This is a genomic window from Arthrobacter oryzae (assembly GCF_030812315.1).
In the GTDB taxonomy this organism is placed as follows: Bacteria; Actinomycetota; Actinomycetes; order Actinomycetales; family Micrococcaceae; genus Arthrobacter; species Arthrobacter oryzae_B.
The window spans coordinates 244,081-269,721 of record NZ_JAUSSM010000004.1 but is presented as its reverse complement, the minus strand read 5'-3'; the positions used below and the strand labels follow the sequence as shown (position 1 = coordinate 269,721).

24 protein-coding genes are annotated in these 25,641 nt (G+C 66.2%); 11 read left to right on the top strand and 13 right to left on the bottom strand.

Annotated features, from left to right (window positions below; translation table 11 throughout):
- Positions 1-83: 83 nt before the first annotated feature.
- The 3 genes from J2S97_RS10445 to J2S97_RS10435 are packed head-to-tail and all read right to left on the bottom strand — an operon-like array spanning position 84 to position 3,069.
- Positions 84-890, bottom strand: coding sequence for an ABC transporter ATP-binding protein (locus tag J2S97_RS10445; RefSeq protein ID WP_307049078.1), 807 nt, complete (start codon positions 888-890; stop codon positions 84-86).
- Positions 887-1,978 carry a FecCD family ABC transporter permease gene (locus J2S97_RS10440; protein WP_307049076.1) on the bottom strand — a complete coding sequence of 364 codons (1,092 nt, stop codon included), beginning with the start codon at positions 1,976-1,978 and terminating at the stop codon, positions 887-889. The genes J2S97_RS10445 and J2S97_RS10440 overlap by 4 nt, the downstream gene beginning before the upstream one ends.
- Entirely contained in the window at positions 1,975-3,069 is a 1,095-nt protein-coding gene (locus J2S97_RS10435) for a FecCD family ABC transporter permease (RefSeq protein WP_307049074.1), read from the bottom strand. Before J2S97_RS10435 ends, J2S97_RS10440 begins: the two co-directional genes overlap by 4 nt.
- Before the next feature lie 99 nt (positions 3,070-3,168).
- On the opposite strand from J2S97_RS10435, the gene J2S97_RS10430 reads away from it, so the two are divergent.
- Both J2S97_RS10430 and J2S97_RS10425 read left to right on the top strand, forming a co-directional pair.
- Positions 3,169-4,173 carry an ABC transporter substrate-binding protein gene (locus J2S97_RS10430; protein ID WP_307049072.1) on the top strand — a complete coding sequence of 335 codons (1,005 nt, stop codon included), beginning with the start codon at positions 3,169-3,171 and terminating at the stop codon, positions 4,171-4,173.
- 104 nt (positions 4,174-4,277) lie between these two features.
- Positions 4,278-5,222 (top strand): siderophore-interacting protein, encoded by a 945-nt coding sequence (locus J2S97_RS10425; RefSeq protein WP_307049070.1) that lies wholly within the window; start codon positions 4,278-4,280, stop codon positions 5,220-5,222.
- Positions 5,223-5,346: 124 nt separating this feature from the next.
- Here the strand turns inward: J2S97_RS10425 and J2S97_RS10420 are convergent, their stop codons facing one another.
- Positions 5,347-6,024 (bottom strand): LysM peptidoglycan-binding domain-containing protein, encoded by a 678-nt coding sequence (locus J2S97_RS10420; RefSeq protein WP_307049068.1) that lies wholly within the window; start codon positions 6,022-6,024, stop codon positions 5,347-5,349.
- Positions 6,025-6,289: 265 nt separating this feature from the next.
- Positions 6,290-8,899, bottom strand: a complete 2,610-nt coding sequence (locus tag J2S97_RS10415) for an excinuclease ABC subunit UvrA (protein WP_307049066.1) — start codon at positions 8,897-8,899, stop codon at positions 6,290-6,292.
- Between the two features lie 48 nt (positions 8,900-8,947).
- On the opposite strand from J2S97_RS10415, the gene J2S97_RS10410 reads away from it, so the two are divergent.
- The gene (locus J2S97_RS10410) at positions 8,948-10,030 is read left to right on the top strand and encodes an adenosine deaminase (RefSeq protein WP_307049064.1); all 1,083 of its coding nucleotides are present in this window, start codon (positions 8,948-8,950) and stop codon (positions 10,028-10,030) included.
- A gap of 85 nt (positions 10,031-10,115) precedes the next feature.
- On the opposite strand, the gene J2S97_RS10405 is transcribed toward J2S97_RS10410, so the two are convergent.
- Positions 10,116-10,739 carry a hypothetical protein gene (locus J2S97_RS10405; RefSeq protein ID WP_307049062.1) on the bottom strand — a complete coding sequence of 208 codons (624 nt, stop codon included), beginning with the start codon at positions 10,737-10,739 and terminating at the stop codon, positions 10,116-10,118.
- Positions 10,740-10,773: 34 nt separating this feature from the next.
- On the bottom strand, positions 10,774-11,613 hold the full coding sequence (locus J2S97_RS10400; protein WP_307049060.1) for a CPBP family intramembrane glutamic endopeptidase: 840 nt from the start codon (positions 11,611-11,613) through the stop codon (positions 10,774-10,776).
- 192 nt (positions 11,614-11,805) lie between these two features.
- Between J2S97_RS10400 and J2S97_RS10395 the strand changes: the two genes are divergently transcribed.
- The 4 genes from J2S97_RS10395 to J2S97_RS10380 all read left to right on the top strand — a co-directional run bounded on the left by J2S97_RS10395 (position 11,806) and on the right by J2S97_RS10380 (position 16,545).
- Positions 11,806-14,103 carry an FdhF/YdeP family oxidoreductase gene (locus tag J2S97_RS10395; protein ID WP_307049058.1) on the top strand — a complete coding sequence of 766 codons (2,298 nt, stop codon included), beginning with the start codon at positions 11,806-11,808 and terminating at the stop codon, positions 14,101-14,103.
- 24 nt (positions 14,104-14,127) lie between these two features.
- Positions 14,128-14,514 (top strand): hypothetical protein, encoded by a 387-nt coding sequence (locus J2S97_RS10390; RefSeq protein ID WP_307049056.1) that lies wholly within the window; start codon positions 14,128-14,130, stop codon positions 14,512-14,514.
- Positions 14,515-14,737: 223 nt separating this feature from the next.
- Complete coding sequence (locus J2S97_RS10385) at positions 14,738-15,631, top strand: pullulanase X25 domain-containing protein (protein ID WP_307049054.1); 894 nt, start codon at positions 14,738-14,740, stop codon at positions 15,629-15,631.
- Positions 15,632-15,750: 119 nt separating this feature from the next.
- Positions 15,751-16,545: an alpha/beta fold hydrolase gene (locus J2S97_RS10380; RefSeq protein ID WP_307049052.1), complete on the top strand. Its 795-nt coding sequence runs from the start codon at positions 15,751-15,753 to the stop codon at positions 16,543-16,545.
- Positions 16,546-16,663: 118 nt separating this feature from the next.
- Here J2S97_RS10380 and J2S97_RS10375 read toward each other — a convergent pair whose 3' ends face one another.
- Both J2S97_RS10375 and J2S97_RS10370 read right to left on the bottom strand, forming a co-directional pair.
- Positions 16,664-16,894, bottom strand: coding sequence for a hypothetical protein (locus tag J2S97_RS10375; protein ID WP_307049050.1), 231 nt, complete (start codon positions 16,892-16,894; stop codon positions 16,664-16,666).
- A 47-nt stretch (positions 16,895-16,941) separates the two neighbouring features.
- A complete protein-coding gene (locus tag J2S97_RS10370; RefSeq protein WP_307049048.1) occupies positions 16,942-18,804 on the bottom strand; it encodes a glycoside hydrolase family 13 protein in 1,863 nt (620 codons plus the stop codon).
- Positions 18,805-19,058: 254 nt separating this feature from the next.
- Here J2S97_RS10370 and J2S97_RS10365 point away from each other — a divergent pair, with 254 nt between their 5' ends.
- From J2S97_RS10365 to J2S97_RS10350, 4 genes are all read left to right on the top strand, one after another.
- Positions 19,059-19,799: a hypothetical protein gene (locus J2S97_RS10365; protein ID WP_307049046.1), complete on the top strand. Its 741-nt coding sequence runs from the start codon at positions 19,059-19,061 to the stop codon at positions 19,797-19,799.
- A 173-nt stretch (positions 19,800-19,972) separates the two neighbouring features.
- Positions 19,973-20,839, top strand: a complete 867-nt coding sequence (locus J2S97_RS10360) for a hypothetical protein (RefSeq protein ID WP_307049043.1) — start codon at positions 19,973-19,975, stop codon at positions 20,837-20,839.
- Between the two features lie 76 nt (positions 20,840-20,915).
- A complete protein-coding gene (locus J2S97_RS10355; protein ID WP_307049042.1) occupies positions 20,916-21,839 on the top strand; it encodes a hypothetical protein in 924 nt (307 codons plus the stop codon).
- Positions 21,840-21,947: 108 nt separating this feature from the next.
- Positions 21,948-22,253 carry an acylphosphatase gene (locus tag J2S97_RS10350; RefSeq protein WP_307049041.1) on the top strand — a complete coding sequence of 102 codons (306 nt, stop codon included), beginning with the start codon at positions 21,948-21,950 and terminating at the stop codon, positions 22,251-22,253.
- A 26-nt stretch (positions 22,254-22,279) separates the two neighbouring features.
- Here the strand turns inward: J2S97_RS10350 and J2S97_RS10345 are convergent, their stop codons facing one another.
- The 4 genes from J2S97_RS10345 to J2S97_RS10330 all read right to left on the bottom strand — a co-directional run bounded on the left by J2S97_RS10345 (position 22,280) and on the right by J2S97_RS10330 (position 25,569).
- Positions 22,280-23,017 (bottom strand): VOC family protein, encoded by a 738-nt coding sequence (locus J2S97_RS10345; protein WP_307049039.1) that lies wholly within the window; start codon positions 23,015-23,017, stop codon positions 22,280-22,282.
- Between the two features lie 48 nt (positions 23,018-23,065).
- Positions 23,066-23,875: an alpha/beta fold hydrolase gene (locus J2S97_RS10340; protein WP_307049037.1), complete on the bottom strand. Its 810-nt coding sequence runs from the start codon at positions 23,873-23,875 to the stop codon at positions 23,066-23,068.
- Positions 23,876-23,993: 118 nt separating this feature from the next.
- A complete protein-coding gene (locus J2S97_RS10335; protein ID WP_307049035.1) occupies positions 23,994-25,190 on the bottom strand; it encodes a TerC family protein in 1,197 nt (398 codons plus the stop codon).
- Between the two features lie 49 nt (positions 25,191-25,239).
- A complete protein-coding gene (locus J2S97_RS10330) occupies positions 25,240-25,569 on the bottom strand; it encodes a DUF6457 domain-containing protein (RefSeq protein WP_307049033.1) in 330 nt (109 codons plus the stop codon).
- Positions 25,570-25,641 lie beyond the last annotated feature (72 nt).

The window sequence follows — 25,641 nt, the reverse complement described above, 5'->3', positions numbered from 1 at the left end:
AGGGGACGCTCCGGCGTCGTTGTCATCTGCGTCCGCTGGACCGGGCACCGGTGGTTTTGCGGGTCCCGGCCGCGGTGCCCGTTCTAGCTGCGGTGCCCCAGCGGAATGACGTGCGGCCGGCCGTCCGTCGGCTCGCTAACCACTTGCGCGTCGAGGCCGAAGACATCGAGGAGGCGCTCGGGCGTGACTACTTCGGCCGGGCTGCCCTGGGCCAGGATGCGGCCGTCCTTCATGGCCACGATGTGCTCCGAGTAGCGGGCCGCGAGCGAAATGTCGTGGAGCACCATCACCACCGTCCGGCCGTGCTCACGGTTGAGGCGGCGGACGAGCTCCAAAACGTCGACCTGGTGCGCGAGGTCGAGGTACGTGGTGGGTTCATCCAGCAGCAGGATGCCCGTTTCCTGAGCCAGTGTCATGGAGATCCAGGCCCGCTGCCGCTGGCCTCCGGAGAGGTCCTCGATGGGCGTGCCGGCGAGCTCCAGGATGTCGGTCGCGCGGAGGGCGTCCTCCACGACCGACTCGTCCGCAGGGGAAAACTGCTGGTACCACTTCTGCCTGGGATGCCGGCCGCGGGAGACGAGGTCGGCCACCGTCAGCCCGGACGGCGCAACGGGACTTTGCGGGAGCACACTAATTCTCGTGGCGATCTGGCGTGTCGACTGCCCGGCCAGCGGCACGCCGTCCAGGATCACTTCGCCGGAACGGGGTGCGAGCAGCCGGCCGAGCCCGCGAAGCAGCGTGGACTTTCCGCAGCCGTTGGGCCCGATGATGGACGTCACCTGGGCATCCCGAATGGTGAGGGACAGGTTGCTGATGATGTCCGCGCCGTCGTACCCGAGGCTGAGGTTTTGGGCGCGGAGCCCTTGTTCGAGCAATGTGGGGGTGGTCAACTCAGCCTCCGCTGGTACTTCAGGATCAGATGGATCAGGAACGGCGCCCCAACGACGGCGGTGGCGACGCCGACAGGCAGCGGGGCGCTGAGGGCGTTGGCCGCCACCGTATCGGACAGCAGGACGAAGACCGCCCCCACCAGCGCTGATACGCCCACCGGAGGAATGACGGTGGAGGTCAGGGACCGGGCGATCTGCGGGCTGGCCAAGGCCACGAACGCCACGGGACCGGCCGTCACGGTGGCAACAGAGGCCAGCAGCACGGCGATGGTGAGCACGACGAGCCGGATGGCACCGATCCGTGCGCCGAGGCCGATGGCCGTGTCTTCGCCGAGGCTCGTCAGCAGGAGCCAGCGGCTGCTGAACAGGGCCGCGGCGATGAGCACCGCCGCACTGACGGCCATGGGCTGAACGGTGGCCCAATCCTTGCCGTTGAGTGAGCCTGTCATCCAGGTCAGGGCCTGGGCCGCGCTGGTCACGTCGCCCAATGTCAGCATCCAGGTGGTCAGGCTGGCGGCCAGTCCGGAGATGCCGAGGCCCGCCAGGACCAGGCGGTAGCTGTCCAGCCCGCGCCGGTAGGCGAGCAGGTAGACGGCCACGCCGCTCACGATGCCCGCTGTGAAGGCCGCAACCGGCATTCCCACTGTGGCTGCGAGGCCGCTGAGTCCGGCGTGCCCGCCGCCGGCGACCACCAGCACGGTGACCGCGCCCAGCGAAGCGCCGGCGGTGACGCCGAGCAGGTCGGGGCTCGCCAGCGGATTCCGGGCCACGGTTTGGGTGATGGCCCCGGCTGTCGCCAACGCGGCGCCGACGACGACGGCGGCCACCATCCGCGGTGCGCGGAATTCGGTGACGGCAAGGTGGGTGCGGGCTTTCGAGTCATCACCGAGGAGCGCCGCCAGCACATCCGGGTACGGCAACGGGGTCCCGCCGAAAGCGACGTGCAGGGCCATGGCGCCGACCAGGATGATGCCAAGCACACACCCCACGAGGACCGTGCGTAGATTCAGCCGGACCGAGACCGGGCCTGCCCTGAGGACACGGATGGTGGTTGCGGGCGACGGCGGTTGCTTCTGCAGGAGTGTCATACCGTGGCCAGCCTCCGCCGTCGGGCAAGGTAAACGAAGAACGGAGCTCCGACCACGGCCAGGACCACTCCCACGGACAGCTCGCCGGGGCGGGCAATCACCCGCCCTGCCGTGTCTGCCAGCAGGAGCACGGTGGCGCCCGTTATTGCCGAAACGGGAACCAGCCAGCGGTAGTCCGGGCCGGTCATGGCGCGCGTAATGTGGGGAACCAGGAGTCCGGCGAAGGCGATGGGTCCCGCCATGGTCACGGCAGAACCGGCCAGCAGCGTCACGGCGGCAATTCCCGCGGCCCGTACCTTGAACACGGAGATCCCCAGCGAGACGGCGGTGTCCGCACCAAGGGCCAGGGCATTGAGGGGCTTGATGTTCAGTACCGCCAGTACGGCGCCGGCCACGATGAACGGCCAGATCACAGTGACCACGTCGCTTCGGGCTGCCAAGGACCCGACCTGCCAGAACCGCAGGGTGTCCAGCGCCTGATCGTTGAGCAGCACAATCCCGGAGACGAGTCCTGCGCAAAGGGCCGTTACGGCGGCTCCGGCCAGAACCAGGGTGACCGGAGTCGCGCCACGCTGGGCGGCCGAGCCGATCATGAAGACCAGCACGCTTGCAGCCAGCGCGCCGGCGAAAGCCAGCAGGGCCTGCGGCAGCGCGGTCAGTTCCCCGGCAAGGGCCGTGGCGGCGACTATTGCCAGTGCCGCGCCCTGGTTGATGCCGAGCAGCCCCGGATCCGCAACCGGGTTCCGGGTGTGACCCTGCACCAGGGTTCCCGCCAGTCCCAGGCAGACACCGGCACAGACGGCCAGCACCGTGCGCGGCCACCGCAGCTCACGGATGGTCACGTCCATGACGCTCCCATCCGGTGTGGCCACCGCGTGCCACACATCCTGCAGGGACGAGGGCTGCCCGCCGATGCAGATGCTCAGGAAGGCTGAGCCCAGAAGGGCCGCCACGGATACCCAGAGCCAGCGGGCAGCGGAGGCCCTCTTGCGCGGACGCGGCAGGGGGACGGGCGCTCCTCCCCGCACCCGGGACGGGGCCACGGCCGGGTCGAGTGTCACCACGCGGCTCCGATCTATTACGTCATTCATCCGTGATGTATTTCAAAAAATCCTGCTACAGTCTACGCCAGACGCAGGTAAGCCTTGCCTAAGAGTCATCTCCCCGTCACATCGTTTGAAAGCGACTCCGTGAAAACACGCATCCTCAAGCACTTCGGCGCTGCCGCCGCCGGCCTGGCCCTGCTGGCCACTGCAGCCTGCGGCGCCCCGGCCGCCACCAGCGAGACTTCCAGTGCACCCGCTGACACCGCGGGATATCCCCTGACCATGGAACACACTATGGGTTCCACCACCATCGACACCGTCCCGAAGCGCGTCGTTGCGCTGGACCCCAGCTACATTGACGCAGCCCTCCTGCTCGGCGCGGACCTGGTGGGCTATGTCCAGTACCGGCAGGATCCGAAGTCCCCCTTCGCGCCGTACCTCGGCGACGTCGCGGAGGCCACCAAGGATTCCGTCAATGTGGGCACGCTGGCCGAGCCCAACCTGGAAAAAATCCTGGAGCTCCAGCCCGACCTGATTGTCTCGGCGAAAGTCCGGCACGAGGCCCTCTACCCGCAGCTGTCCAAGATTGCCCCGACGATCTTCTCCGTCAGCACCGGCCCCACTTGGAAAGAGAACGTCGTCTTCCTGGGCGAGGCGCTGGGCAAGAAGGCCAAGGCCGAAGAACTGGTCAAGGCCTACGAGGACCGCGCCCAGAAAGTCGGGGCCGAGATCCTGGCCAAGAAGCCGGACGCCACCTACTCGCTGGTCCGGTTCACCGGCGGCGACACCGCCCGCCTCTACTCGTCGAACTCCTTCATCGGCGAAATCATGACGGACATGCGCATCCCGCGGCCCAAGGGCGCCCCGGACAGCGAGAAGGAAATCTTCGTGCCTCTCTCGTCCGAACAGATCCTCCAGGGTGACGCCGGACTGGTAATGGTCAGCGCGTTCACACCCGCCGGAGCCGAGGGCGACAAGGCCCGGGCGCAGCAGGAAAAGTTCCAGTCGAACCCGCTGTGGGAACGGCTGGAAGGCGAAGTCCTCGACGTTGCTGACGCGACCTTCCTGGCCTCCGTCAGCATCCAGGGCGCCCATGCAGTCATCACCGACCTGGCGAAGCACTACGGCGTGGACCCGCAGCTGCCGTAGCGGCCTCTGAGGCGGCGGCCGGCAGGACGAAATCCTGTTACCGCCGCCTTCGCCGTCTGGTCCCCGAGTTTGAAAGTCGATCAACGAGTCATGAAAGCCGAGCCATGAGCACAACCGTTGACACTCCGCCCTACCCGCTCCGTGCCTTCGACGTCGAAGTCTTTCGCATCAAAGACGTGGGTCCGCACTTTCGCCGCATCACATTCTCCGGCGCCGTACTGGAACGGTTTGGGGTTCCCGGGCCGACGAGGGACCTTCGAATCAAGCTGCTTATTCCCGCTGCCGGCCAACCCTTGGCGCCCCTCGGCGGACCGGACGGCCAGTTGTACCCGGGCTGGTACCAGGACTGGCTCAAGACCGAACAGCCAGGGCGGGGATTCATCCGCAGCTACACCGTCGGCGCCATTCGGGCCACCGCGCAGGGGCGGGAGATCGACGTTGATTTTGTCATCCACCGTGTAGCGGAGGGTCACGGCGCTCCGGCCTCGGAGTGGGCCGCGGCTGCCGAAGTCGGAACGGGGGCCGTCATCATCGGCCCCGAGGCCAGTGCCATCACCAGTGCCACGCGGCTCAGCGAAACAGGAATCCGCTGGGAGCCGCAGGGAGCCAGCCAAGTGCTTCTGGCGGGAGACGAGACGGCGGTCCCCGCGATCAACTCTATCCTGGAGACCCTGCCGGCCAACGTCGGCGGGCATGCATTCCTGGAGGTCCAGGATCCCGCGGACTTTAGGACCATCAGCACCGGATCCTCAGTTCGGGTTACCTGGCTGGCCAGGCAGCCCACAGACAGCCCGCGCGGAGGACTGCTGGACGCGGCAATCAGGAAGGCTGTGCCGAAAGCCGGCTCTTCCACAGCGCCGGTCCGGGACACCTACGCCTGGGTGGCGGCGGAGGCAGCAACAGTGAAGATCCTGCGCCGATACCTCGTGAATGAAGCGGGCCTTGATCCCAAACGCTCCGAGTTCAGGGGCTATTGGAGCCTGGGCAAGGCCGGCTCGGGCGTCAATGGGACGCCCGTCGGGCAGGAACCGCAGGTGCTGCAAAGCTGACGCTGACCAGTTAGTGCTGACCAGTAGACAACGACCCAGCAAACAACGACGCCGGAGCTCCCCGAAAAGGGGACGCTCCGGCGTCGTTGTCTATCAGTGCCCCTGGTTCAGGATGGCTGCTGCCTTAGGCAGGCAGCTGCAGCACCTGTCCTTCAAACACCAGGTCGGGATCCACGATGGTGTCAGCGTTGGCGTCGGCAAGGGTCTGCCAGCCGCCGGTGATGTTCAGCTTTTCGGCGATGGTGCTCAGGGTGTCGCCGGCCTCTACCGTGTAGGTTTCGCCGCTCAGCGGCACCTCGGCGGCATGGCGCGGTTCGGCCTGGACGGGCGCCTGGGCGGGCGCTACTGCAGCCGAAGCGGCCTGGACGGGAGCCTGCGCGGCCTGCACGGGAACTTCGGCGGGGGCCGGGGCGACCGGAACGCTCGGTGCAGGTGCACCGCCGCCGCCACTCAGTCCCAGCTTGGCTGCACAGGCGGGCCAGGCGCCCCAGCCCTGGCTGGCCTGGACGTTCTCGGCGACTGCGATCTGCTGCTCGCGGGTGGCGTCCGCGGCCGATCCAGTGCCGCCGTAGGCTGCCCAGGTGCTGGCCGTGAACTGCAGCCCGCCGCTGAAGCCGTTGCCCGTGTTGGTGCTCCAGTTGCCGCCGCTTTCACACTGGGCCAAGGCGTCCCAGGTGCTGGCGCTCGTTGCTGTGGGCATGGCCGCGTTAGCAGCTGTCGCGGAGAGTGCGAGGCCCGCGGCCGAAACGGCAGCAAGCGTGACTCCGCGGCGCGCAACGGTTCCCAATTTGGATTTGTTCATGCGAGTGGAAGTGTTCATGAGGGTGGATGCTCCGAAGGGCCACCTGCGCTCGGTCCGTCCCCGGACGTTGTCGCGCCACTGCCCGCCCCTGACAAACTAGAGGTCATTTACGGTGTCTGCCGGCCGGGCAGTAACTGGTGGTGGCAGCACCGGGCATTCGTTGTCCCGCTCGGCGGGATCACGTTCCACGCTAAAACAGTGGCGCCGCGTTATCAAATCGAGATACTTACCGGGCGTAGCGTTGATGGCCTGCGCGGGCCGCTGATCACTTGCGGAGCGCGGTTGCCAGGTACGGTGCCGTCCGGCTCTTCTTGGAACGCGCAACGGCGGCGGGTGTCCCGGATGCCACGATTTCACCGCCGGCGTCGCCGCCGGCAGGCCCGAGATCGATCACCCAGTCGGCTGCGGCCACCACGTCCATCTCGTGTTCCACCACGATGACCGTGTTGCCGGCGTCCACCAAACCGTGAAGCTGGGCCATGAGCAGCTGGACGTCCGCGGGGTGCAGGCCCGTGGTGGGCTCGTCCAGCAGGTACAGGGTGTGTCCGCGGCGCGCCCGCTGGAGTTCGGTGGCCAGCTTGATCCGCTGCGCCTCGCCGCCGGACAGTTCGGTGGCGGGCTGGCCCAGCCGAAGGTAGCCCAGGCCCACGTCGCGCAGCGTCTGCAGGCTGCGCGCGGCAGCCGGAACGTCCTTGAGGAATTCCGCGGCGGAGTCCACGGTCATGGCCAGCACCTCGGCCACGTTCTTGCCGCTGTACGCGACCTCAAGGGTTTCCGGGTTGTAGCGCGATCCCTGGCATTCGGGGCAAGGGCCGTAACTGCCCGGCAGGAACAGGAGCTCCACGGCCACAAAACCCTCACCCAGGCACGTCTCGCAGCGGCCGCCGGCAACGTTGAAGGAGAACCGTCCGGCACCGAAACCGCGGGCGCGAGCCTCCTCCGTGGCGGCGAACTCCTTGCGCACGGCGTCAAAGAGCCCGGTGTAGGTGGCCAGGTTGGACCGCGGCGTGCGGCCGATGGGTTTCTGGTCCACCCGCACCAGCCGGTCAATCCGGTCCATTCCGCTGGTTTCGCCCACTGCCTCGGCGACATTCAGCAGCCCGCCGGATTCATTGTCCTCGGGTCCCAGGTCCTCGGGTGCGGCAGCCGCCTCCGCGCCCTGTTCCGGGTGCAGCCGTGCCCCCACCGCCTCGGCCAGGACCTGGCTCACCAGTGTGGACTTGCCCGAGCCCGAAACACCCGTGACCGCGGTCAGGATGCCGAGCGGGAATTCTGCATCGAGGTCCCGGAGGTTGTGCCGGCTGATGCCCTTCAGCCCCAGCCAGCCGTCCGCCGCTCTCACCGCAGGCTTCCTGACCGCAGGCGCACCGGGCGCAGCGCTGCCCCGGCGCGTGCCGCCGTCGCGCTTCCCGTTGTTCCCGTCAGGGAACAGGAACGGCCGGGTGACGGACGACCCCACCTCGGCGAGCCCGGCCACGGGGCCGCTGTACAGGATCTCGCCGCCGCCTTCACCGGCGCGGGGACCCACATCAACCAGCCAGTCGGCACGGCGGACCACGTCCATGTTGTGTTCCACCACGAACACGGAGTTGCCGGAGGATTTGAGCGCTTCGAGCACGGCCTGCAGCGGTTCGGCGTCGGCCGGGTGGAGCCCGGCGGACGGCTCGTCCAATACGTACACCACGCCAAACAGGCCGGAACGCAGTTGCGTGGCGATCCGCAGCCGCTGCATTTCGCCGGGGGAGAGGGTGGGAGTGGCGCGGCCCAGGGCGAGGTAGCCCAGGCCCAGCTCCAGCAGGACCGTGATCCGCAGCAGGAGGTCGCGGGTGATGGCGACGGCCACTTCGTTGGTCTCGCCCGAGGCGGCGGCCCGGCTGGCTGTCCCGGCGTCCCTGAGCTTGCTGGTGGGCCGGATGATCCCGGCCAGTTCGGCCATGGGCACGGCGTTGAGCTCTGCAATGGTCCGGCCGGCGAACGTCACGGCGAGCGCGTCCGGCGTCAGGCCGCTCCCGCTGCAACGCTCGCACGGTCCCGTCTCCATGAAGCGGAGGACGCGCTGGCGCATCGCGTCGCTCTTGGAGTCGGCCAGGGTGTGCAGCACGTAGCTTTTGGCGCTCCAGAAGCGGCCCTTGTACGGTTTGGCGACGCGGTCACGCTTCGGCGTCACCTCCACCACAGGCTGTTCCTCAGTGAAAAGGATCCAGTCGCGGTCCTTCCTGGGGAGCTTCCGCCACGGCGTGTTGACGTCATAGCCCAGGTGGCTAAGGATGTCGCGGAGGTTCTTGCCCTGCCAGGCGCCGGGCCAGGCGGCGACGGCGCCGTCGGCGATGCTCAGCGAGGTGTCCGGAACCAGCGATGATTCACTGACGGTGTGGGCAATGCCCAGGCCGTGGCACACGGGGCATGCGCCGGCGGCCGTGTTCGGCGAGAAGGCGTCCGAATCCAGCTGCGCCATGCCGGCCGGGTAGGTTCCGGCGCGGGAGAACAACATGCGCAGCGAGTTGGACAGCGTGGTCACCGTGCCCACGGTGGAGCGGCTGCTCGGCGTACCTCGCCGTTGTTGAAGCGCGACGGCGGGAGGCAGCCCGGTGATCATCTCCACCTTCGGGTTGTGCCCCTGCTGGATGAGGCGACGCGCGTACGGGGCCACGGACTCGAAGTAGCGGCGCTGGGCCTCAGCGTAAATGGTGCCGAACGCGAGGGAGGACTTGCCGGAACCGGAAACACCGGTGAACGCGACGATGGCGTCCCGGGGCACGTCCACGTCCACGTTGCGCAGGTTGTTTTCCCGGGCTCCGCGGACCCGCACAAATCCGTCTGTGGTGTGGTCCGGAACCAGGAACGGCAATTCGGAAGCATGCTGTTCAGTGTGCATTCATTCGACTCTATCGGTGCCGGAGCCATGCGGGCATATCCTTACCGGATGGAAACTTACGACGGCGCGCCCGAACCCTCGACTGAACCCGACGCTGAACAGCCGGACGCCGCACAACCCGCAGCCGAAGAACCCGCTGCCGAAGAACCCAGCAAACTGTTGCCGGTGGCGGAGCTGCACCTCCACATCGAGGGGACGCTGGAGCCGGAGCTGATTTTCGCCTTGGCGGAGCGGAACGGAATCCAGCTTCCCTATGCGGACCTGGACGAGCTGCGCGCCCGCTACGAGTTCACCGACCTGCAGTCCTTCCTGGACCTGTACTACGCCAACATGGCCGTGCTGCAGACCGAGCAGGACTTCGCGGACATGACCCGCGCCTACCTTGTGCGTGCTGCTGTCGCGGGAGTCCGACACGCGGAAATCATGGTGGATCCACAGGCCCACGTGTCCCGCGGCGTGCCGCTGGAAACCTGCGTGAACGGCGTCGCCTCGGTGCTGGCCAACTCCTTGGAGGAGTTCGGGATCTCCACACTGCTCATCGCCGCGTTCCTGCGGGACCTGTCCGAGGAATCAGCTCTCGAAGTCCTGGAGCAGCTGCTGGCCATGAACGCACCGATCGCCGGCATCGGTCTGGACTCGGCCGAGGTGGGCAACCCGCCGGCCAAGTTCGAACGGCTGTTTGCCCGGGCCAAGGAGGCGGGCTTGCGCCGGATTGCGCACGCCGGCGAGGAGGGCCCTCCGTCGTACATTATTGATGCGCTGGAACTGCTGGACGTGGAGCGGATCGACCACGGTATCCGCTGCATGGAGGACCCGGAGCTCGTGGAACACCTTGTGGAGGAGCGGGTGCCGCTGACTGTTTGCCCGCTGTCCAATGTCCGGCTGCGCACGGTGGACACGCTGGCCGACCATCCGCTGCCGGCCATGCTCGCGGCAGGACTGAACGTCAGCGTCAATTCGGACGACCCCGCCTATTTCGGCGGATATGTGGACGACAACTTCGTGCAGCTCGAGACCGTGCTGGGCTTGTCCGAGTTCGACCGGGTGCGGCTGGCTTCCAACTCCATCCGGTCCTCGTTTGCGGACGAAGATCGCAAGGCCGAGCTGCTCGCGGAGCTGGGCCACTCCTGAGCGGCCAGCCTTAGAGAGCAGCTGCCCCTCAACCGCGCTACCGCTCAGCTGCGCTACCGCTCAGCTGCGCTACCGCTCAGCTGCGCTACCGCTCAGCTGCGCTACCTTCAACAACTGCGACGCGGCGGCTCGTGCTGCGGGTGATCCACCACCCGAGTGCCGCCATGGCCAGGCCGATGGGAATCCCGTACGGCGGGAGGCCAGCGTTGTAGCCGAGGACGCCGGCCACCACGAAGACCGCACCCAGCCAGGCGGGAAACATGCGTGCCCGCCATCCCGCAATCCCGAAAACCATCCAGCCGAGGGCAAAGAGAACGTAGCTTGAGAGCCCGCCCACGGCCAGCATTCCCGAGCCGCCCGCCAGGATAGCCTCCGGCGCGACGTCGGCAATCCAGGGGCCGGCGAAGCCGTCGAACCACATGTTGCCGGCCATGTCCATGGTGCCCACCAAGGCGAAACAGAAGGCGACCGCGCCCAGCGTCCCGGCGTCAGCGTGGTGCCTCAGGTAGACGGAGACCAGTGCCAGGAGCAGCCCGATGAAGACCACAAAGTAGAGCGCGTTGGTCACCTGGAACGGGGTTTCGCGCATCATCGCGATCCGCTCCTTGCTGGTGTCGGCCGCGACCAGCCGTGAGAGGTCGACGGCGGCGAAGGTGATGCCTGCAACCAGGGCGATCGGTCCGGCGGCTGAAGCGAGTGGTGAGGACATGACTCCTCCTAACAAGGTCGGTGCTGGGATGACGTCAGGCCGGTGGCCCGGATGCGGTGCGGTTGGAACGCACGGTGAGAGGACCTCCGTCGGACGCCTCCGGAGGTGCGGAGCGCCACGACTGCCGGTCGAACAGGATGGTGACGAGGACTGCGGCGGTGACCGCCAGAAGGTAGATCAGTTCCGCGCGGGCCATGTCGGAACCCGTGAATCCATAGGAGCCCATCGTGAACGTGCCCTGGCTGTTGTGGAAAAGGAAGGTGAGCAGGACGCTGCCGCCGGTGCGGTTAAACAGCCAGACGTACAGGAAGGTGATGACGAAGGTAATCGGAAGCCCGATCACGCTGAGGCCCCCGAAGACGATGAGCGGCAGGTGCCAGAATGCCACCAGCACCCCGAGGATCGCCGCCGACTGCAGCGGCGTGCGGGTTGACTGGAGCAGGGGAACGGCGTAGCCGCGGAACCCGGGTTCCTCACCCAGCGGCCCGTCCAGGGGATTCACGAATCGCACTGCGAACACCGTCAGCAGCCCGGTCCAGGTCATCTGGGAGAGTCCCGGCGCGGCAGCCCCCAGCAGCATGTTGACTGTGCCCGTGACCAGCACCAGAACGGCCGGGAGAAGCAGGGCCACGGCGTACCAGGCCCAGCCCACCCGCCAGCGGATGATCCGCCGGCCCCACACCCTGTAGCCGGCGCGGCCTTCCGCGAGGCCGATCACAATGACTGCGGCTGCCAGAGGACCGATCGGCAGGAACTCCATCCTCGGCATCATTCCGAGCGCATACACCGGCCAGGACGACCAGGAAATCGCATAGGCGAGGACAAAGAAGGCAGCGAGGCGCTGATGCTGAAGCCAGTTGTGGAAGCGCGGCATGACGGCTCCGGACAATCAGGACGGTGGGTCCCATTGTCCGCCCATCGGCACCTGAGCAACACCCCGGGGGGGATAGCCGGGGAAGCCGGGCCAAGTGCTTGCCGGGGACCTCCATAACTGCTAATCCTGATGAAAGGGCAGCACTGAGCTGGCAGTTCTGAACTGGCAGTTGTGAATCAAGGAGGGTGCAGCATGCCGCGCAAGAACCCGCATGTCGAAGAAGCCGACGAGAACAACCTCGAAGTGGCGAAGCCCAAGGACTGGGCCGCGGGCATCCCCGGGGTCTATCACTCCATGCAGCCCGCCCTGAAGCACATGGGCGTGGGACGGGCAGGGAAGACGCTGCTGGGCCTGAACCAGAAGGACGGCTTCGACTGCATGAGCTGCGCCTGGCCGGATCCCGGGCACCGCAAGACTTTCGAGTTCTGTGAACAGGGCGCCAAGGCAGTCACCTGGGAGGCAACGCCCGTGGTGGTCCCGTCCCAGTTCTGGGCCGGGAATCCGGTCAGCGAACTGCGGGGAAAGTCCGAATACTGGCTCGGGATGCAGGGCCGCCTCACCGAGCCGGTGTACAAACCGGCGGGGGAGGACCACTACCGGCCGGTCAGCTGGGACGAAGCATTCTCCATTGTCGGGAGCAAGCTGCAGGGCCTGGACAGCCCCGACCACGCCGCCTTCTACACCAGCGGGCGGACCTCGAACGAGGCCGCCTTCCTGTACCAGCTCTTCGTGCGGGCGTATGGCACCAACAACCTGCCGGACTGCTCCAACATGTGCCACGAATCCTCGGGCTGGGCCATGGGCCAGACCATCGGCGTCGGCAAGGCCACCATCTCCTATGACGACTTCGCGAAGGCGGACCTGATCATCATCATGGGGCAGAACCCTGGCAGCAACCACCCCCGCATGCTCACCGCCCTGGAGGAGGCCAAGGAGGCCGGCTGTGAGATCGTGGCCATCAACCCGCTCCCGGAAGCCGGGCTCATGCGGTACAAGAACCCGCAGAAGGTCAACGGGATTCTGGGGCGCGGGACGGAGCTGGCGGACCAGTACCTGCAGATCCGGCTTGGCGGGGACATGGCCCTGATGCAGGCGCTGTCCAAACGGGTCCTCGACGCCGAGTCGAAGCGGCCCGGCAAAGTCCTTGACCATGAGTTCCTCCGGGAGCACTGCCAGGGCCTCGATGAATTGAAGGCCCACCTGGCAGGGCTGCGGGAAGAAGCGGTGCTGCGCGCCACCGGGTTGAGCAGCATGGAAATCGACGAACTCGCCGAGCGGTATTTGCGGGCCGGAAAGGTGATCATCACCTGGGCCATGGGCATCACGCAGCACAAGAAGGCCGTGCCCACCATCAAGGAGATCATCAACCTCCTGCTGCTGCGCGGAAACATCGGCAAACCCGGCGCCGGGGCGTCCCCGATCCGCGGTCACAGCAACGTCCAGGGCGACCGGACCATGGGCATCTGGGAGCAGATGCCGCCGGCCTTCCTGGACGCGCTCGGCAGGGAGTTCAGTTTTGAACCGCCGCGGGAACCCGGCGCTGACGCCGTGGAAACCATCCGCAAAATGCGCGACGGCGGGATCAGGGTGTTCGTTGCAATGGGAGGAAACTTCGTGGCCGCCATTTCGGACACCCACGCGGCCGAGGCTGCCGTGGAGAACACCGAGATGACGGTGCAGATCTCCACCAAGCTCAACCGCTCGCACACCGTCACCGGCACGGAAGCGCTGATCCTGCCAACCCTGGGACGCACGGAAATCGACCTGCAGGAATCCGGTCCGCAGTTCGTGTCCGTGGAGGACACAGTTTCCGCCGTGCACGCCTCCGAGGGGAAGGTCCAGCCGGTGGCGTCCGGGCTGTTGTCCGAGGTGGCGATTGTCAGCCGGCTTGCCCGGGCAACCGTGGGCAGCCGGATCGACGCGGACTGGGCGGGATTCGAGCGGAACTACGACCTCATCCGGGACCACATCGCGCATGTGGTGGCCGGCTGTGAGGACTACAACCGGCGGATCCGGGAATGGGGCGGATTCGTGCTGCCCAACGGTCCGAGGGATTCGCGGACGTTCCGCACACCCACGGGGAAGGCCATGCTCACCGTCAACGAGCTGGAGTATGTGGAGCGGCCGGCAGGGACCCTGATCCTGCAAACGATGCGTTCGCATGACCAGTTCAACACCACCATCTACGGGCATAACGACCGCTACCGCGGGGTCAAGAAGGGCAGGGACGTTGTTTTTGTCAGCGCCGAGGACATCGCCGAACTTGGGCTCGCCGACGGGCAGCACGTGGACATCCACGGGGTGTATGGGGACGGTGCCGAGCGGGTGATCAGGAACTTCCGCGTCGTGTCCTACCCCACGGCCAGGGGATGTGCAGCGGCCTATTACCCGGAGGCCAACGTTCTGGTGCCCCTGGAGACCGTAGCCGAGGGTAGCCACACGCCGGTGTCCAAGGCTGTGATCGTGAGGTTGGAGCCGAGTACGGCGTGAGCGGACTGCCCCTTGGAGGTGATCATGAGTGATTTCGTTGTTTATCTTGATACGTCCGATGTTCGGCCCGGGAAGCTGGGCGAACTGGAGGCGGCGATGGAGGACCTTGCCCACTTTGTCGAAGCCAATGAACCACGGATCATCGCCTATAACGTCTACTTTTCGGCAGACGGCACCCGCATGAGCGTCCTCCACGTGCACCAGGACCTGCCGTCGCTGGACTTTCACCTGAAGGTAGCCGGCCCGCGCTTCCCACCGGTTGCGCCCCTCGTCCAGCTTCGGACCATCGAAGTCTTCGGTGCGGTCAACGAGGAGCTGGTCAAACTGCTCGAGGCAAAGACGCAACTGCTGGGCGGCACCGTGATTATCCACAACCGCCACGCAGGGTTCGCTCGGGTTGCGGATACCTGAATGACCGGCCAAGGTCCCGCCGCATGACCGACGCCTAAACCCCGCCCGACTGTCAACGGGCCGAAAGTCCCGATATATCCGCCACTTAGCTGAGACTGTAAGATCACTTGCGTCCCATTCCGCGTCATAGTCGGTCACGACACACATTGTTAACGCGCATAGTCGCCTCTATTTACAGTTCACTGGCAAAATGCTGAGTGATCACATGCTCGAAAGGACAAACATGCCCACGGCTATTGCAGACACCACCACGGTTCGACTCAAGTCAGTGCTCGACATTCTCGCGGAAAGCGTCCTGTCAGGTGAGACCCTCGGCGCCGGCGCCGTCCTGGCCCAGGCCACGGTTCGTGTCCCGCTGAACGAGAAGGAAAGTGAACTGCTCAGCGGAGGCATCCCCCGGGGACACAAGGCCCTGACCACTGCCACGAGCAAGCTGGTCAAGGCCGGCTGGCTCGTCAAGGGACGAAGCGGCTGGAGCATCACCGACGACGGCCTCCGTGCCACGGTGGCGTTCCCGGACGCGGACACGTTTGCAACAGCGCTCGCCGAAGGCACTCCAGTGCCGGCTGACGTGCCTGTTCCCACGGAGCTCCCCGCCAAGGCCGCCGCTGCGAAGGCGGCTGCCGCGAAGGCCCCCAAGGCCGCCCCGAAGAAGAAGGCGCCGTCCAAGGCGGCCAAGGTGGTCGAAAAGGCTGCCGAGCTGATCGAGGATGCCGTGGCACCCGTAGCGAAGGCCGTGCGCACGCGCAAGACCCCCGCCAAGCCGGCCAAGGCCAGCGAGGAGAAGCAGGCCGAAGCCTCCAGCGTCGAGACGATCGACCAGCCGGAAGCCGTGGCAATCGCCGGCGACTTCAACGTGCTGCTTGGCGCCCCGGCGAACTGGGCTCCGCAGTACGACGAGTCCCAGATGCAGCTCGATTCAGTGGACCAGCTGTGGAAGCTCACCACAGACCTTCCCGCCGGGCACTACAGCTTCAAGATCGCCCTCAACCGTTCCTGGGATGAGAACTACGGTGCGTTCGGTGCGTTTGATGGCGCCAACCACGAACTCCACCACCCCGGCGGCCGGATCACGTTCAACTACGATCACCGGACCCGGGACATCACCCTGGTCTAGCCGGCCTGGCCTAAGCCGGGCGGGCAATACTCGCGGACGGCTTGTGCCTGTAGGAAGCTGACCCTGATCGGCCTAGAATCAGAGCAATCAGGGTCAGCTCCCCAAAGGACCGGTGCGGCATGGACACCGTAGAGATTTCAGGGCTGCGCATCGGTTATCAGCGCGCGGGCCAAGGGCCTCCGCTGGTCCTGCTCCACGGTGCCTATGAGGACAGCCGCGTTTGGCGTCCGCAGCTTGAGGGGCTGTCCAACGACTTCACCGTAATAGCCTGGGATGCCCCGGGCTGCGGCCGTTCCGACGATCCCCCTCCGGACTTTTCCGGTCCGGAGCTTGGCGACGTCCTGGCAGGGTTCCTCCGGGAAGTAGCGCCGCGGAAACCCCACATCGTCGGGCTGTCCTGGGGCTCAGGTGTCGCGCTGGAGCTGTACCGGGGCCACCCTCACATGGTTGCGTCCTTAGTGCTGGCCTCCGCCTATGCGGGCTGGGCCGGCTCGCTGCCGCCCGAAGAGGTGGAACGGCGCTACGCGCAAATTCTGGCGGAACTCGACCAGCCGCCCGAACGATTCATCCCCGTGTGGCTGCCGACGCTTTTTACTCCGCGGGCCGATTCCGCGACTGTCGAAGAGGTCAGCGCCATCATGGCGGACTTCCACCCTGCCGGCATGCGTGCGCTGCTGAGCGCGAACGGGCGCGCCGATTATCGTGACGTGCTGCCCGGCATCAGCGTGCCTACGCTGCTGCTCTACGGCGCAGAAGACGTCAGGTCGCCGCTGACAGTCGCCCGCGAGATGCACCGCCAGATTCCGGATTCACAACTCGTGGTGATTCCCGACGTCGGGCACTTGGTCGCCGCTGAAACGCCGGAGGCGTTCAACGCTGAAGTCCGCCGCTTCGTGCACAGCATTGGCGATTAAGCCGCCGCTCCCGTGACTGATCGCTCCCGGGACTGATCGCGCCCGTGACTGGCCGCGCCCGTGACTGGCCGCGCCCGTGACTGGTCGCGCCGGGAGTGACCCAGCCAAAGTTCCCGGGTCAGAACCGCGTGGGGTCCGGGTGGGGCGGCGGAGGTGTCGGCGGGACGGGTCCGGGGTCGGGAATCGGCAGCGGGCCCGGCGAAGGCGCAGGCTCGGGTCCGGGGCCGGGCGGACGCGGTTCCGTTGGATCCGGCCTGTTGGGCGGGAACGGATTGTCCGGGTCCGGCGGACCGGTGGGGCCCGGCTCCGGCGGGAACGGATCCGGCTCGGGCAGCGGTGGAATGGTCATCATGAACTCCTTGCTTCGCTGGTTTGGTGGCCTGGCTGGTGAGTTGCTCAGGTGTTGTGTTGCCGACGGAAGACCTTCAGTTCCCAGGGACGGAGCGCGATCTCCGCGTGGGTCCCCGTGGCCTCCAGCGGGTAGTTGCCCAGGATCAGTTCAGCCGGGTAATGGCCCAGTTCCGGCTCGTCAGCGCCAGCTTCGGCGTCACCCCAGCCGCCGCCGTCGAGCGCCACAGTCCGGTCCTGCCCGGAGAAGTTACCCAGCACCAGAAGCTGGACGCCGGGTGCAGTTGCCGAACCGGGCCCCGGTGCCGGAGCTGGAAGTGCCCGCCGGAACGCGTACACGTGTTCGTCGTCCGGAAGCAGCATGGTGAAGTCACCATCCGCCACCACCGGTTCAGAGTGCCGCAGGGCGATGACCTGGCGGTAGAAGGTGAACACCGAGTCGGGGTTGTCCTCCTGCTCCGCGGCGTTGATGTGGCTGGTGTTCGGGTTGACGGCGATCCACGGTGCGCCGGTGGTGAAGCCGCCATGCCGGCTCGCGTCCCACTGCACTGGGGTGCGGGCGTTGTCCCGGTTCAGGGGTGCCAGTGCGGCGAGGACATCGGCGTCGGTGTGGCCCAAGTGCGTGGTGGCCTCGCGGTGGTGGTTGAGCACCTCGATGTCGCGGTAGTCGCTGATGGCCCCGAAGCTCATGTTGGTCATGCCCAGTTCCTCGCCCTGGTACACGTAGGGCGTGCCCCGGTGCAGGTGCAGGATGCCGGCCAGCATCTTGGCGGAGAGCTCGCGGTATGGCCCGTCGTCTCCGAATCGGGACACCGCCCGGGCCTGGTCGTGGTTGCCCCAGTAGAGGCTGTTCCAGCCGCGCTCGGCCAAGCCTTCCTGCCACCGGCCCAGGGACTTCTTCAGGTCAGTGAGCCGCAGCTTCCTGGGCCGCCACTTGTTGCCGCCCTCCTGGTCCAGCGCCACGTGCTCGAACTGGAACACCATGTCCACTTCACGCCGCGCCGGGTCGGTGAACAGGACGGCGTCCCCCACCGTGACGCCGGGCATCTCGCCCACGGTCAGCAGCGGCTTGTCCCGCCCTGCGAAGACCTCCAGATGCATCTCGTGCAGGAACTCGTGAATCCGCGGTCCGGACATGAAGTGCGGGCTGCCATCGCCGAACAGCATGCCGTCAGCCCGCGGTCCGTCCGGCAGCGAGGTGTCCTTGGAGATGAAGTTGATGACGTCCATCCGGAAGCCGTCCACTCCACGGTCCAGCCACCAATTCATCATGTCGTAGACGGCGGCGCGGACTTCGGGGTTTTCCCAGTTCAGGTCCGGCTGCTTGCGGGAGAACAGGTGGAGGTAGTACTCGCCGGTGGCCTGGTCGAACTCCCAGGCCGGGCCGGAAAACGCCGAACCCCAGTTGTTCGGTTCCGCCCCTGCGCCACCTTCCGGATCCTTTCGTGGCGGCCGCCACCAGTACCAGTCGCGCTTGGGGTTGTCCTTGGAGGAGCGGGATTCGATGAACCACGGGTGCTCGTCCGAAGTGTGGTTGACGACGAGGTCCATCACCAGCTTCATGCCCCGCGAGTGCAGCCCGTCGGTGAGTTTCTTCAGGTCGGCCAGGGTGCCGAAGATGGGATCAACATCGCGGTAGTTGCTGATGTCGTAACCGTTGTCGTCTTGCGGTGACGTGTAGATGGGGGAGAGCCAGACGACGTCGACACCCAGCTTCTGCAGGTAGTCCAGCTTGCTGATGATGCCGGGCAGGTCGCCGATGCCGTCACCGTCGGAATCTGCGAAGCTGCGCGGATAGATCTGGTAGACCACCGCCTTCCGGAACCAGCCGGGATCCGTGGTCACCTCGTCGTCGGTGTCCGCCTCATCTCTGACAGGTGGTTCCGTTGCGGGGTCCGCGTGGGTGGTCATGGCCTGGTCTCCTCAGTTGCTTGCGGCTGGTCTGATGATGGGGCTCGGTTCGATTATTGTTCAGATCCGTCGGGCAGGAAAGGGCATTCGCGGCTCACGACGTCGGCGCGGCACCTTCCCGGGTTTGGCAACCGGAGTCCGGTTGGCTGGACCGATAACATTTAGACATCGTTTGGATTTATTGCTAGGGCCTGCGTTGGCGGAGGTTCAGAATTGAGGCATTACTCGCGGTCTCATGAGATTCAGGAGAACAGATGCACCGCTCAGCACCCCCGCCCATTGCAGTCTCAGGGGCCCTGTGCCTCGCGTTCCTGCTCGTAGCCTGCGGCCCGCCCGCATCGTCACCGGCGACGACCTCCCCGGCGGCCACGGCCACTTCCACCACTACGGCGACCCCCACAGCCACCTCTGCTTCCCCGAGCGCCACCGCCTCCGCCTCGGCGTCCTCTGATCCCGAAGCGGGCTGGAAGTCCTACACAACCGCGGACGGCCTGATCTTCGACTACCCGGCCGAGTGGAAGATTACCGATCCTGCCGGTGAAGCTGCTCCCGGAGGCGTGTTTGTGAACATCACCAACGCCAACGGCAAGAACTTGGCGACGCTGCGGACGAACATGGTCACGGGCTCCGAGTGCACCGAGAAGCAGCCGTTCGGAGTGTATGAATCCGAGCCCGTCCCGGCACTGGAGCAGGACGGCAGGGTGCCCCGTTACACCTTCGAATCACGGACGGATACCACCGCGACGGATCCGAAGCTGATGACACTGTTCGCCTACGGCATCACCACGGCGGCCGAACCCACCGGAACAGAAGCGTGCCCCATCTTCCACTTCTTCACCTGGCCGCCCAGCGGCGCGATGTTCGGCGGCGTCTACGACCCCTTCGACACCACCCCCGGAAATGAGATGCATGTGGATACCCCTGAGGTCTACATGGGCACCCAGGAGTACAAGAACATCAAGAAGATGATCACCTCGTTGAGGCCCGCCTCCTAAGGGGAACCCGGACAGGCAGAACCCGGACAGGCAGAACCCGGACAGGCAGGAACCGTTGCGCACCGAGGAGCAATCCGCGGTGCGCAACGTTTTGGCGGCAAATTTGACCGGTCCCGCGCCACGCGCGGGCGGCAGGGCCACAATTAATCCCTCAGCTGTATGAGGAGGATTGCATGCGCCGATCAATGAAGCCCGGCTATGAATCATCTGGACCGGCACGTTCAGGGGCCGCAGCTGCCGCCGGGGCCTGCCTCGTGGTACTTCTTGCGGCCTGCGGACCGCCTGCCGCACCGCCTGACACCGGATCCGCGACCGCCACCCCACCGAGCGCATCGGCAAGCGGGACAGCCAACGGCACCCCCAGCCGAACGGCCACTGGCACGGCCAACGCAACGACCGACCCGCCAAGCGCGACGGCGGGCGGAACACCGACTGAACCGGCGCCGTCGGGGACGTCCCGGTTGCCGTCCCCGACGGCGTCCGGCTGGAAGACGTTTACGACGTCGGACCGTGACCTGACGTTCGACTATCCGGGCGACTGGACCATCAAGGATCCCGCCGGCACCTCACCGCTCGGAGGCATGTTCCTGGAGGTTTTGAATGCCACGGGGAAGCCTATGGCTGTCCTGCAGACCAAGGTGGTTACCGGATTGGAGTGCGTGCAGCAGTACCCGTTTACGGTGCTGGATTCCGAACCCATGACGGCCCTCGCCGAGAAGGGCGTGCCGAACGAAAATGCGCCGCGGTTCATGTTCGAGACCAGGGGAGATGCCTCCGCTCCTGCCCGGACTGACGAAACCATTGCCGCCTATGGCATCACCATGATTCCGGAGAAGATAGGGACGCTGGAGTGTCCCATCTTCCTGCTGTTCAGGTGGCCGCCCAGCGGTGCCATGTTCGGCGGGGTCTACGACCCCGCAAACAACGCCACCCCCGGGGAACCGTCGCTCCCGTACCTGGAAAAGGCGAAGCTGTACGCGGAGACCGGCGAGTACCGGAATATCCGTCGGATGATCACCTCGCTGCGGCCCGCGGAGTAGCTGCTGCGCTCCTTGACTCGCCCTAAACGCCCGCGCAGACTCGAATCAGGACGCAGTCCGATAAGTCGGAGTTCTGATGTACGCACTGGGGAAGCAGCGGCTCGTGAGCGGTGCGAAGGCAATTGCATTCGCCCTGGCAACCCTGTGCGCCGCGGTGGGTTTGGCCGCCTGCGACGCGGCGCCGAATTCCGGGCCGTCGACGCCGGCAGCTAGCACGCGGCCGACGCCCGGCGACGGTCCCGGCAGTACGCCGGGCGCGGGACCCTTCCCTACAACGCGCCCCACCCCGACAGTCACCGGGCCGGGCGACGGCGGAGAGCCTAGCAACGGTGCCGAGCCCACCACGTACTACGTGACCGAAACCGGGCCCTTTCCCGAAGAGACCGCAAGCCGTCCGCCGGGCCCCACCTCTACTGCCTTCGAACGGGCCCGGCGGGCCAAGGAAATCCTGGACACGTGCCTCGAGGGCGAGCTGACGTTCAGGCCGCCGTCGCCCATGCGCCAAGGCGAGACGAGGGAGTTCGTCCTGCACGTCACCATGGGCGACCCCGGGGCAGGCCATGAAGAGAAGATCCCCGGCAGCAACCCGGTGCAAACGCGCGCGCCCATCGTGTGCGAAGAGATGCGGGCGGACCTGTCCGGCCCGGGAATGGACATTGAGCGAGCCGGCAATCCGGACGGTGAGATGCTGGTTCCGGTGAAGGGCGTTGCGGAGTGGCGCTGGTGGATCACACCCAAGGAGTCGGGACGCAAAACCCTGACCCTGCAGCTGTTTGCCACGGCCGAGGACGGTCCGGACCTGAGCCTGGAGACCTTCCGTGAGGACATCCAGGTGGAGATTGAACTCGGCTACATGCTGAATGCGCTCGTGAAAGACTGGGCAGAGCCGCTGGGTGTCACGATTCCGGTGCTCATCGGAGCCATCGGTGCCATCCTCGTCTGGTCGCGCTCCAAGCGCCGGAAGGCCAAGCACGCCGCCAACACAACGCCGGACAAATGAGGCCCGCGGCCGAGCCTGGGCCACGCCCTCGGGGTTCCCTGGCCTAGCTTGCGACGTAAGGGGTCGGGTGGGGAGCGAAACCCGCGGTCCCCGCACTACATTGGAACCATGGCTCATGCTGCAGATCAGGACTCTGGCCCGGACGTCCGCTTGCAGGCGCGCGTGGAGGGCATCGTCCAAGCGGTCGGATTCCGGTATTGGACCGTGCGGAAGGCTGAGGAACTCTCGCTGACCGGAACGGTAAGGAACGACGACGACGGTACGGTCGCCGTAGTCGTCGAAGGTCCCCAAGCGGTGGTACTGGAGTTCCGCCGCTGGCTGAGGTCCGAGGACGCGCCGGGGCGAGTGGACCACGTTGACGAGTCGGTGTCGGCGGCAACAGGGGAGTTCAGCAGCTTCGACGTCGTGTACTGAGTTCGCGGAGAAAGCGAGGCTTTGCGTCAGCGGGGCGCGAGGACGCAGAACTCGTTGCCCTCCGGGTCGGCCAGGCACACCCAGGGCACATCGCCCTGGCCGACGTCGGCGTCAGTGGCGCCCAGGGCCCGCAGCCTGGCCACCTCTGCCGCCTGATCGTCATCGGGATACGGCATCAGGTCGAGATGCACACGGTTCCACACGGTCTCCACGCCTGACGTGCGGAGGAACTCCAGATACGGCCCCACACCCTTGGCCGAACGCAGCCTTGCATGATCGTCGTTCACCTCGTGCAGGGTCCAGTCCGTGGCCTCGCCCCAGAACCGGGCCATGGCCAGCGGATCCGAGCAGTTGACCACCACCGTTGCGATTGGCCCGGTGTCCAGGTAGATCGGTCGCGGCTCCAGAACACAGAACACATTGCCCTCCGGGTCGGCCAGGACCTTCCACGGCACATCACCCTGGCCCACATCTGCTGGCGTTGCACCAAGCTCCAACAGACGTGCAACCAGCTCCGCCTGATGGGCCGCAGAGGCGGTGGCCAGATCGAGGTGCGCACGGTACTTCACTGTCTCGGGGTCCGGGACGGTGACGACGTCGATGCATACGGCGGTGGGGTCCGGCCAGTCGAAGCCCAAAGGTTCAACATTGGTCACCCCGGGTCCCTCGCTGGACGCACCCCAGCCGAGCGCCTCCGCCCAAAACCGGCCGAGGGCCGAGTCATCCCGAGCCTTGAAATTCACCTGAACAAGTCGCAATGCCATACCCCAGACCCTATTCCGTCAGGTAATACCCGATGCGGGAGGCACGCCCTAGTCGTGCGCGGCCGCGAAGCGCCGGACGAACTCCAGCACGGCCGGATGCGCGGGGTTGATCAGGTGGCCGCCGCCGACCAGGACGCTCTCCGAGTTTGGCAGGGCCCCGGCCAGGCGCGAATTGACCAGCCGCAGGACTTCCGGCGAGTCTTCCGCGGAAACGATCAGTGTTGGCTGGCGCAGCTGCCCGAGTTCCTCGGCGCCCAGCTCAGCCTGCTTATCGCTGAGGTCCAGGCCTTCACCCCTGATTTCCGCGAGGACGGCGGGGCTGGTGGCTGCGAACATGTCCCGGAAGCTGGCCGGCAGCCCGTCCCAGGCCTGGTCGCCAAGTGCCGCACGAATGACCGTTTCCGCGGCCAACCACGGATCCCTGGCGGCGGCGCCGAGCACTGACTTCCGCAGCTCCATGGCCCACGCGAGGGCCTCGGGGTCGATCCAGAAGACCGCCGGCTCAAGCAGCACGAGGGCTTGTACGAGGTCGGGAAACCGGTGGGCGAGGTAGAGGGCTATTTGGCCGCCCGTGCTGCGGCCGATGACCACGGCGGGCGCCGCATGGAGGATCTCCAGGAGGGCGGCGGCGTCGTCCACGTGCTCGGCCAGGTCGACGGCGTCGAACGGCTCGGGGCGGCCGCTGCGGTAGAAGCCCCGGCGGTCGTAGATGATGCACCGGCAGATAGTGGCGAGCCCCACGGCGGCGTCTTCCCACAGGAGAGCTGAGCTGGGCGTCCCGTGTATGCCCAGGACGGGTACGCCTTCGCCGTGCTCTTCGTAGTAGAGGTCAATGCCGTTGACGCTCAAGCGGGGCATGCTTCAAGCGTAGAACAGGGGACACCGTCGGTCGAGATCCGGGTTATTGGACCGGATCCCGGTTATTGGATCGGATCCCGCCGCCCCGACCGCAAAGCCCGCCGAAGCCGCGAACCGGCTACGTGCGGCCTTCCCGGTTCAGGGCCTCGTCGTGCTCGGCGTGGGCTTGCTTGATCAGGTCCATGAACTCGGTCTGGTTGCGGATGAGCCGCTTGTACTTCTCAGGCAGCTTTCGAAGTTCTTTCTCTTCGTGGACCATCTTGTTGAAGATCGCCTCGCGCTCGGCAATGTCCGTCTCGTAGTTGAGGTCCACGTATTCGGTGGCGTGCCGCTTGGCGCGGGAGACCATGTTCTTGGCCTTGCCCTTGGGGCTGTAGATCGAGGCCAGGATGGTGACCACCAGGACGCCGATGATCACGGTCAGCGACAGGGTGGTACTGATCTCCAGGACGTTCACGTGCTGGCCGTCGTTGATGAACCGCAGGTTGTTCTCGTGGAGCGCGTGCAGGATGAGCTTGACGCCAATGAAGCCGAGGATGGCGGCGAGGCCGTAGGACAGGTAGATGAGGCGGTCCAGCAGTTCGTCGATGAGGAAGAACAGCTGCCGCAGGCCCATGAGTGAGAAGGCCGTGGCGGTGAACACTACGAACACGTTCTGGGTGAGGCCGAAGATCGCGGGGATGGAGTCCAGGGCGAAGAGAATGTCCGTTCCGCCGATGGCCACCATGACCAGGAGCATGGGAGTGAGGACGCGTTTGCCGTTCTCCATGGTGAAGAGCTTGTCGCCGTCGTAGTGCTCCGACGCCGGGAGGAACTTCCTGGCCAGCCTGACCACGAAGCCCTCGCGTTCCTCCTCGTGCGAATCGGGCCTGAGCAGGTTGCCGGCGGTGATGAGCAGGATGAGGCCGAAAATGTAGAACACCCAGGCGAAGCTGTTGATGAGGGCCGCGCCGAGGAAGATGAAGCCGGTGCGGGCAATCAGCGAGAACACGATGCCGAATAGCAGCACTTTCTGCTGGTCCGCCCGCGGGACCCTGAAGCTGGACATGATGATCAGGAAGACGAAAAGGTTGTCCACGGACAGGGCCTTCTCAGTGACATAGCCGGCAAAGTACTCGGTGCCCATCGTGGTGCCGCCGAATACCAGGACGCCGACACCGAAGAGGAGGGCTAGGCCCACGTAGATGGCGGACCAGGTGGCCGACTCCTTGAGCTTGGGGGAGTGCGCCTTGCGGACGTGGAAGAAAAAGTCGAAGGCCAGCAGGCCCAAAATTCCGACAACGGTCAGTATCCAAACGTAAAGGGGGACCTGCATACTTGCTGCCTTCCTGTCGGTGCGGTGTTATCACCATACCGGCCGGGTGTTACTGGGCGGTGTCCGCCCAGCCGCTGCCGGCCGGGCCGCCGTCGGCTCCGTTTTCACACAGCTGCAAGGCGACCCCCGCTGCCTGGGCGACCGCCGCGGCCGATGATTCCTTGGACCCGGCACTTCCGGTGCCGGCGGCGAGCCCGGCCGCGTAGCCCACCATCAGCGCAGTGATTGGCGCCGCTGCGTGGGTCACAGAACGCGCGGACTCCCCGGCGAGGTCCAGGATGAGTTCCCGGTCAAAGTCGAGGTCCAGAAGCTGCAACGCCTGGGCCAGCCGGTGGCTCCATTGGTCCAGGATCTGTGCTTCGTTGTCGTTGACGGCCATGGTCTCTCCTCAGTCAGAAATGGCAGCTGTCAGAAATAACAGCAGGTCCCCCGAGGTTAGGCTGTAGCAGAA

Coding starts and splice junctions, on each gene's coding strand:
- J2S97_RS10440 (WP_307049076.1), bottom strand. CDS start 1,978: ATGACACTCCTGCAGAAGCAACCGCCGTCGCCCGCAACCACCATCCGT.
- J2S97_RS10435 (WP_307049074.1), bottom strand. CDS start 3,069: ATGAATGACGTAATAGATCGGAGCCGCGTGGTGACACTCGACCCGGCC.
- J2S97_RS10425 (WP_307049070.1), top strand. CDS start 4,278: ATGAGCACAACCGTTGACACTCCGCCCTACCCGCTCCGTGCCTTCGAC.
- J2S97_RS10420 (WP_307049068.1), bottom strand. CDS start 6,024: ATGAACAAATCCAAATTGGGAACCGTTGCGCGCCGCGGAGTCACGCTT.
- J2S97_RS10415 (WP_307049066.1), bottom strand. CDS start 8,899: ATGCACACTGAACAGCATGCTTCCGAATTGCCGTTCCTGGTTCCGGAC.
- J2S97_RS10410 (WP_307049064.1), top strand. CDS start 8,948: ATGGAAACTTACGACGGCGCGCCCGAACCCTCGACTGAACCCGACGCT.
- J2S97_RS10405 (WP_307049062.1), bottom strand. CDS start 10,739: ATGTCCTCACCACTCGCTTCAGCCGCCGGACCGATCGCCCTGGTTGCA.
- J2S97_RS10400 (WP_307049060.1), bottom strand. CDS start 11,613: ATGCCGCGCTTCCACAACTGGCTTCAGCATCAGCGCCTCGCTGCCTTC.
- J2S97_RS10395 (WP_307049058.1), top strand. CDS start 11,806: ATGCCGCGCAAGAACCCGCATGTCGAAGAAGCCGACGAGAACAACCTC.
- J2S97_RS10390 (WP_307049056.1), top strand. CDS start 14,128: ATGAGTGATTTCGTTGTTTATCTTGATACGTCCGATGTTCGGCCCGGG.
- J2S97_RS10385 (WP_307049054.1), top strand. CDS start 14,738: ATGCCCACGGCTATTGCAGACACCACCACGGTTCGACTCAAGTCAGTG.
- J2S97_RS10380 (WP_307049052.1), top strand. CDS start 15,751: ATGGACACCGTAGAGATTTCAGGGCTGCGCATCGGTTATCAGCGCGCG.
- J2S97_RS10375 (WP_307049050.1), bottom strand. CDS start 16,894: ATGACCATTCCACCGCTGCCCGAGCCGGATCCGTTCCCGCCGGAGCCG.
- J2S97_RS10370 (WP_307049048.1), bottom strand. CDS start 18,804: ATGACCACCCACGCGGACCCCGCAACGGAACCACCTGTCAGAGATGAG.
- J2S97_RS10365 (WP_307049046.1), top strand. CDS start 19,059: ATGCACCGCTCAGCACCCCCGCCCATTGCAGTCTCAGGGGCCCTGTGC.
- J2S97_RS10360 (WP_307049043.1), top strand. CDS start 19,973: ATGCGCCGATCAATGAAGCCCGGCTATGAATCATCTGGACCGGCACGT.
- J2S97_RS10355 (WP_307049042.1), top strand. CDS start 20,916: ATGTACGCACTGGGGAAGCAGCGGCTCGTGAGCGGTGCGAAGGCAATT.
- J2S97_RS10350 (WP_307049041.1), top strand. CDS start 21,948: ATGGCTCATGCTGCAGATCAGGACTCTGGCCCGGACGTCCGCTTGCAG.
- J2S97_RS10345 (WP_307049039.1), bottom strand. CDS start 23,017: ATGGCATTGCGACTTGTTCAGGTGAATTTCAAGGCTCGGGATGACTCG.
- J2S97_RS10340 (WP_307049037.1), bottom strand. CDS start 23,875: ATGCCCCGCTTGAGCGTCAACGGCATTGACCTCTACTACGAAGAGCAC.
- J2S97_RS10335 (WP_307049035.1), bottom strand. CDS start 25,190: ATGCAGGTCCCCCTTTACGTTTGGATACTGACCGTTGTCGGAATTTTG.
- J2S97_RS10330 (WP_307049033.1), bottom strand. CDS start 25,569: ATGGCCGTCAACGACAACGAAGCACAGATCCTGGACCAATGGAGCCAC.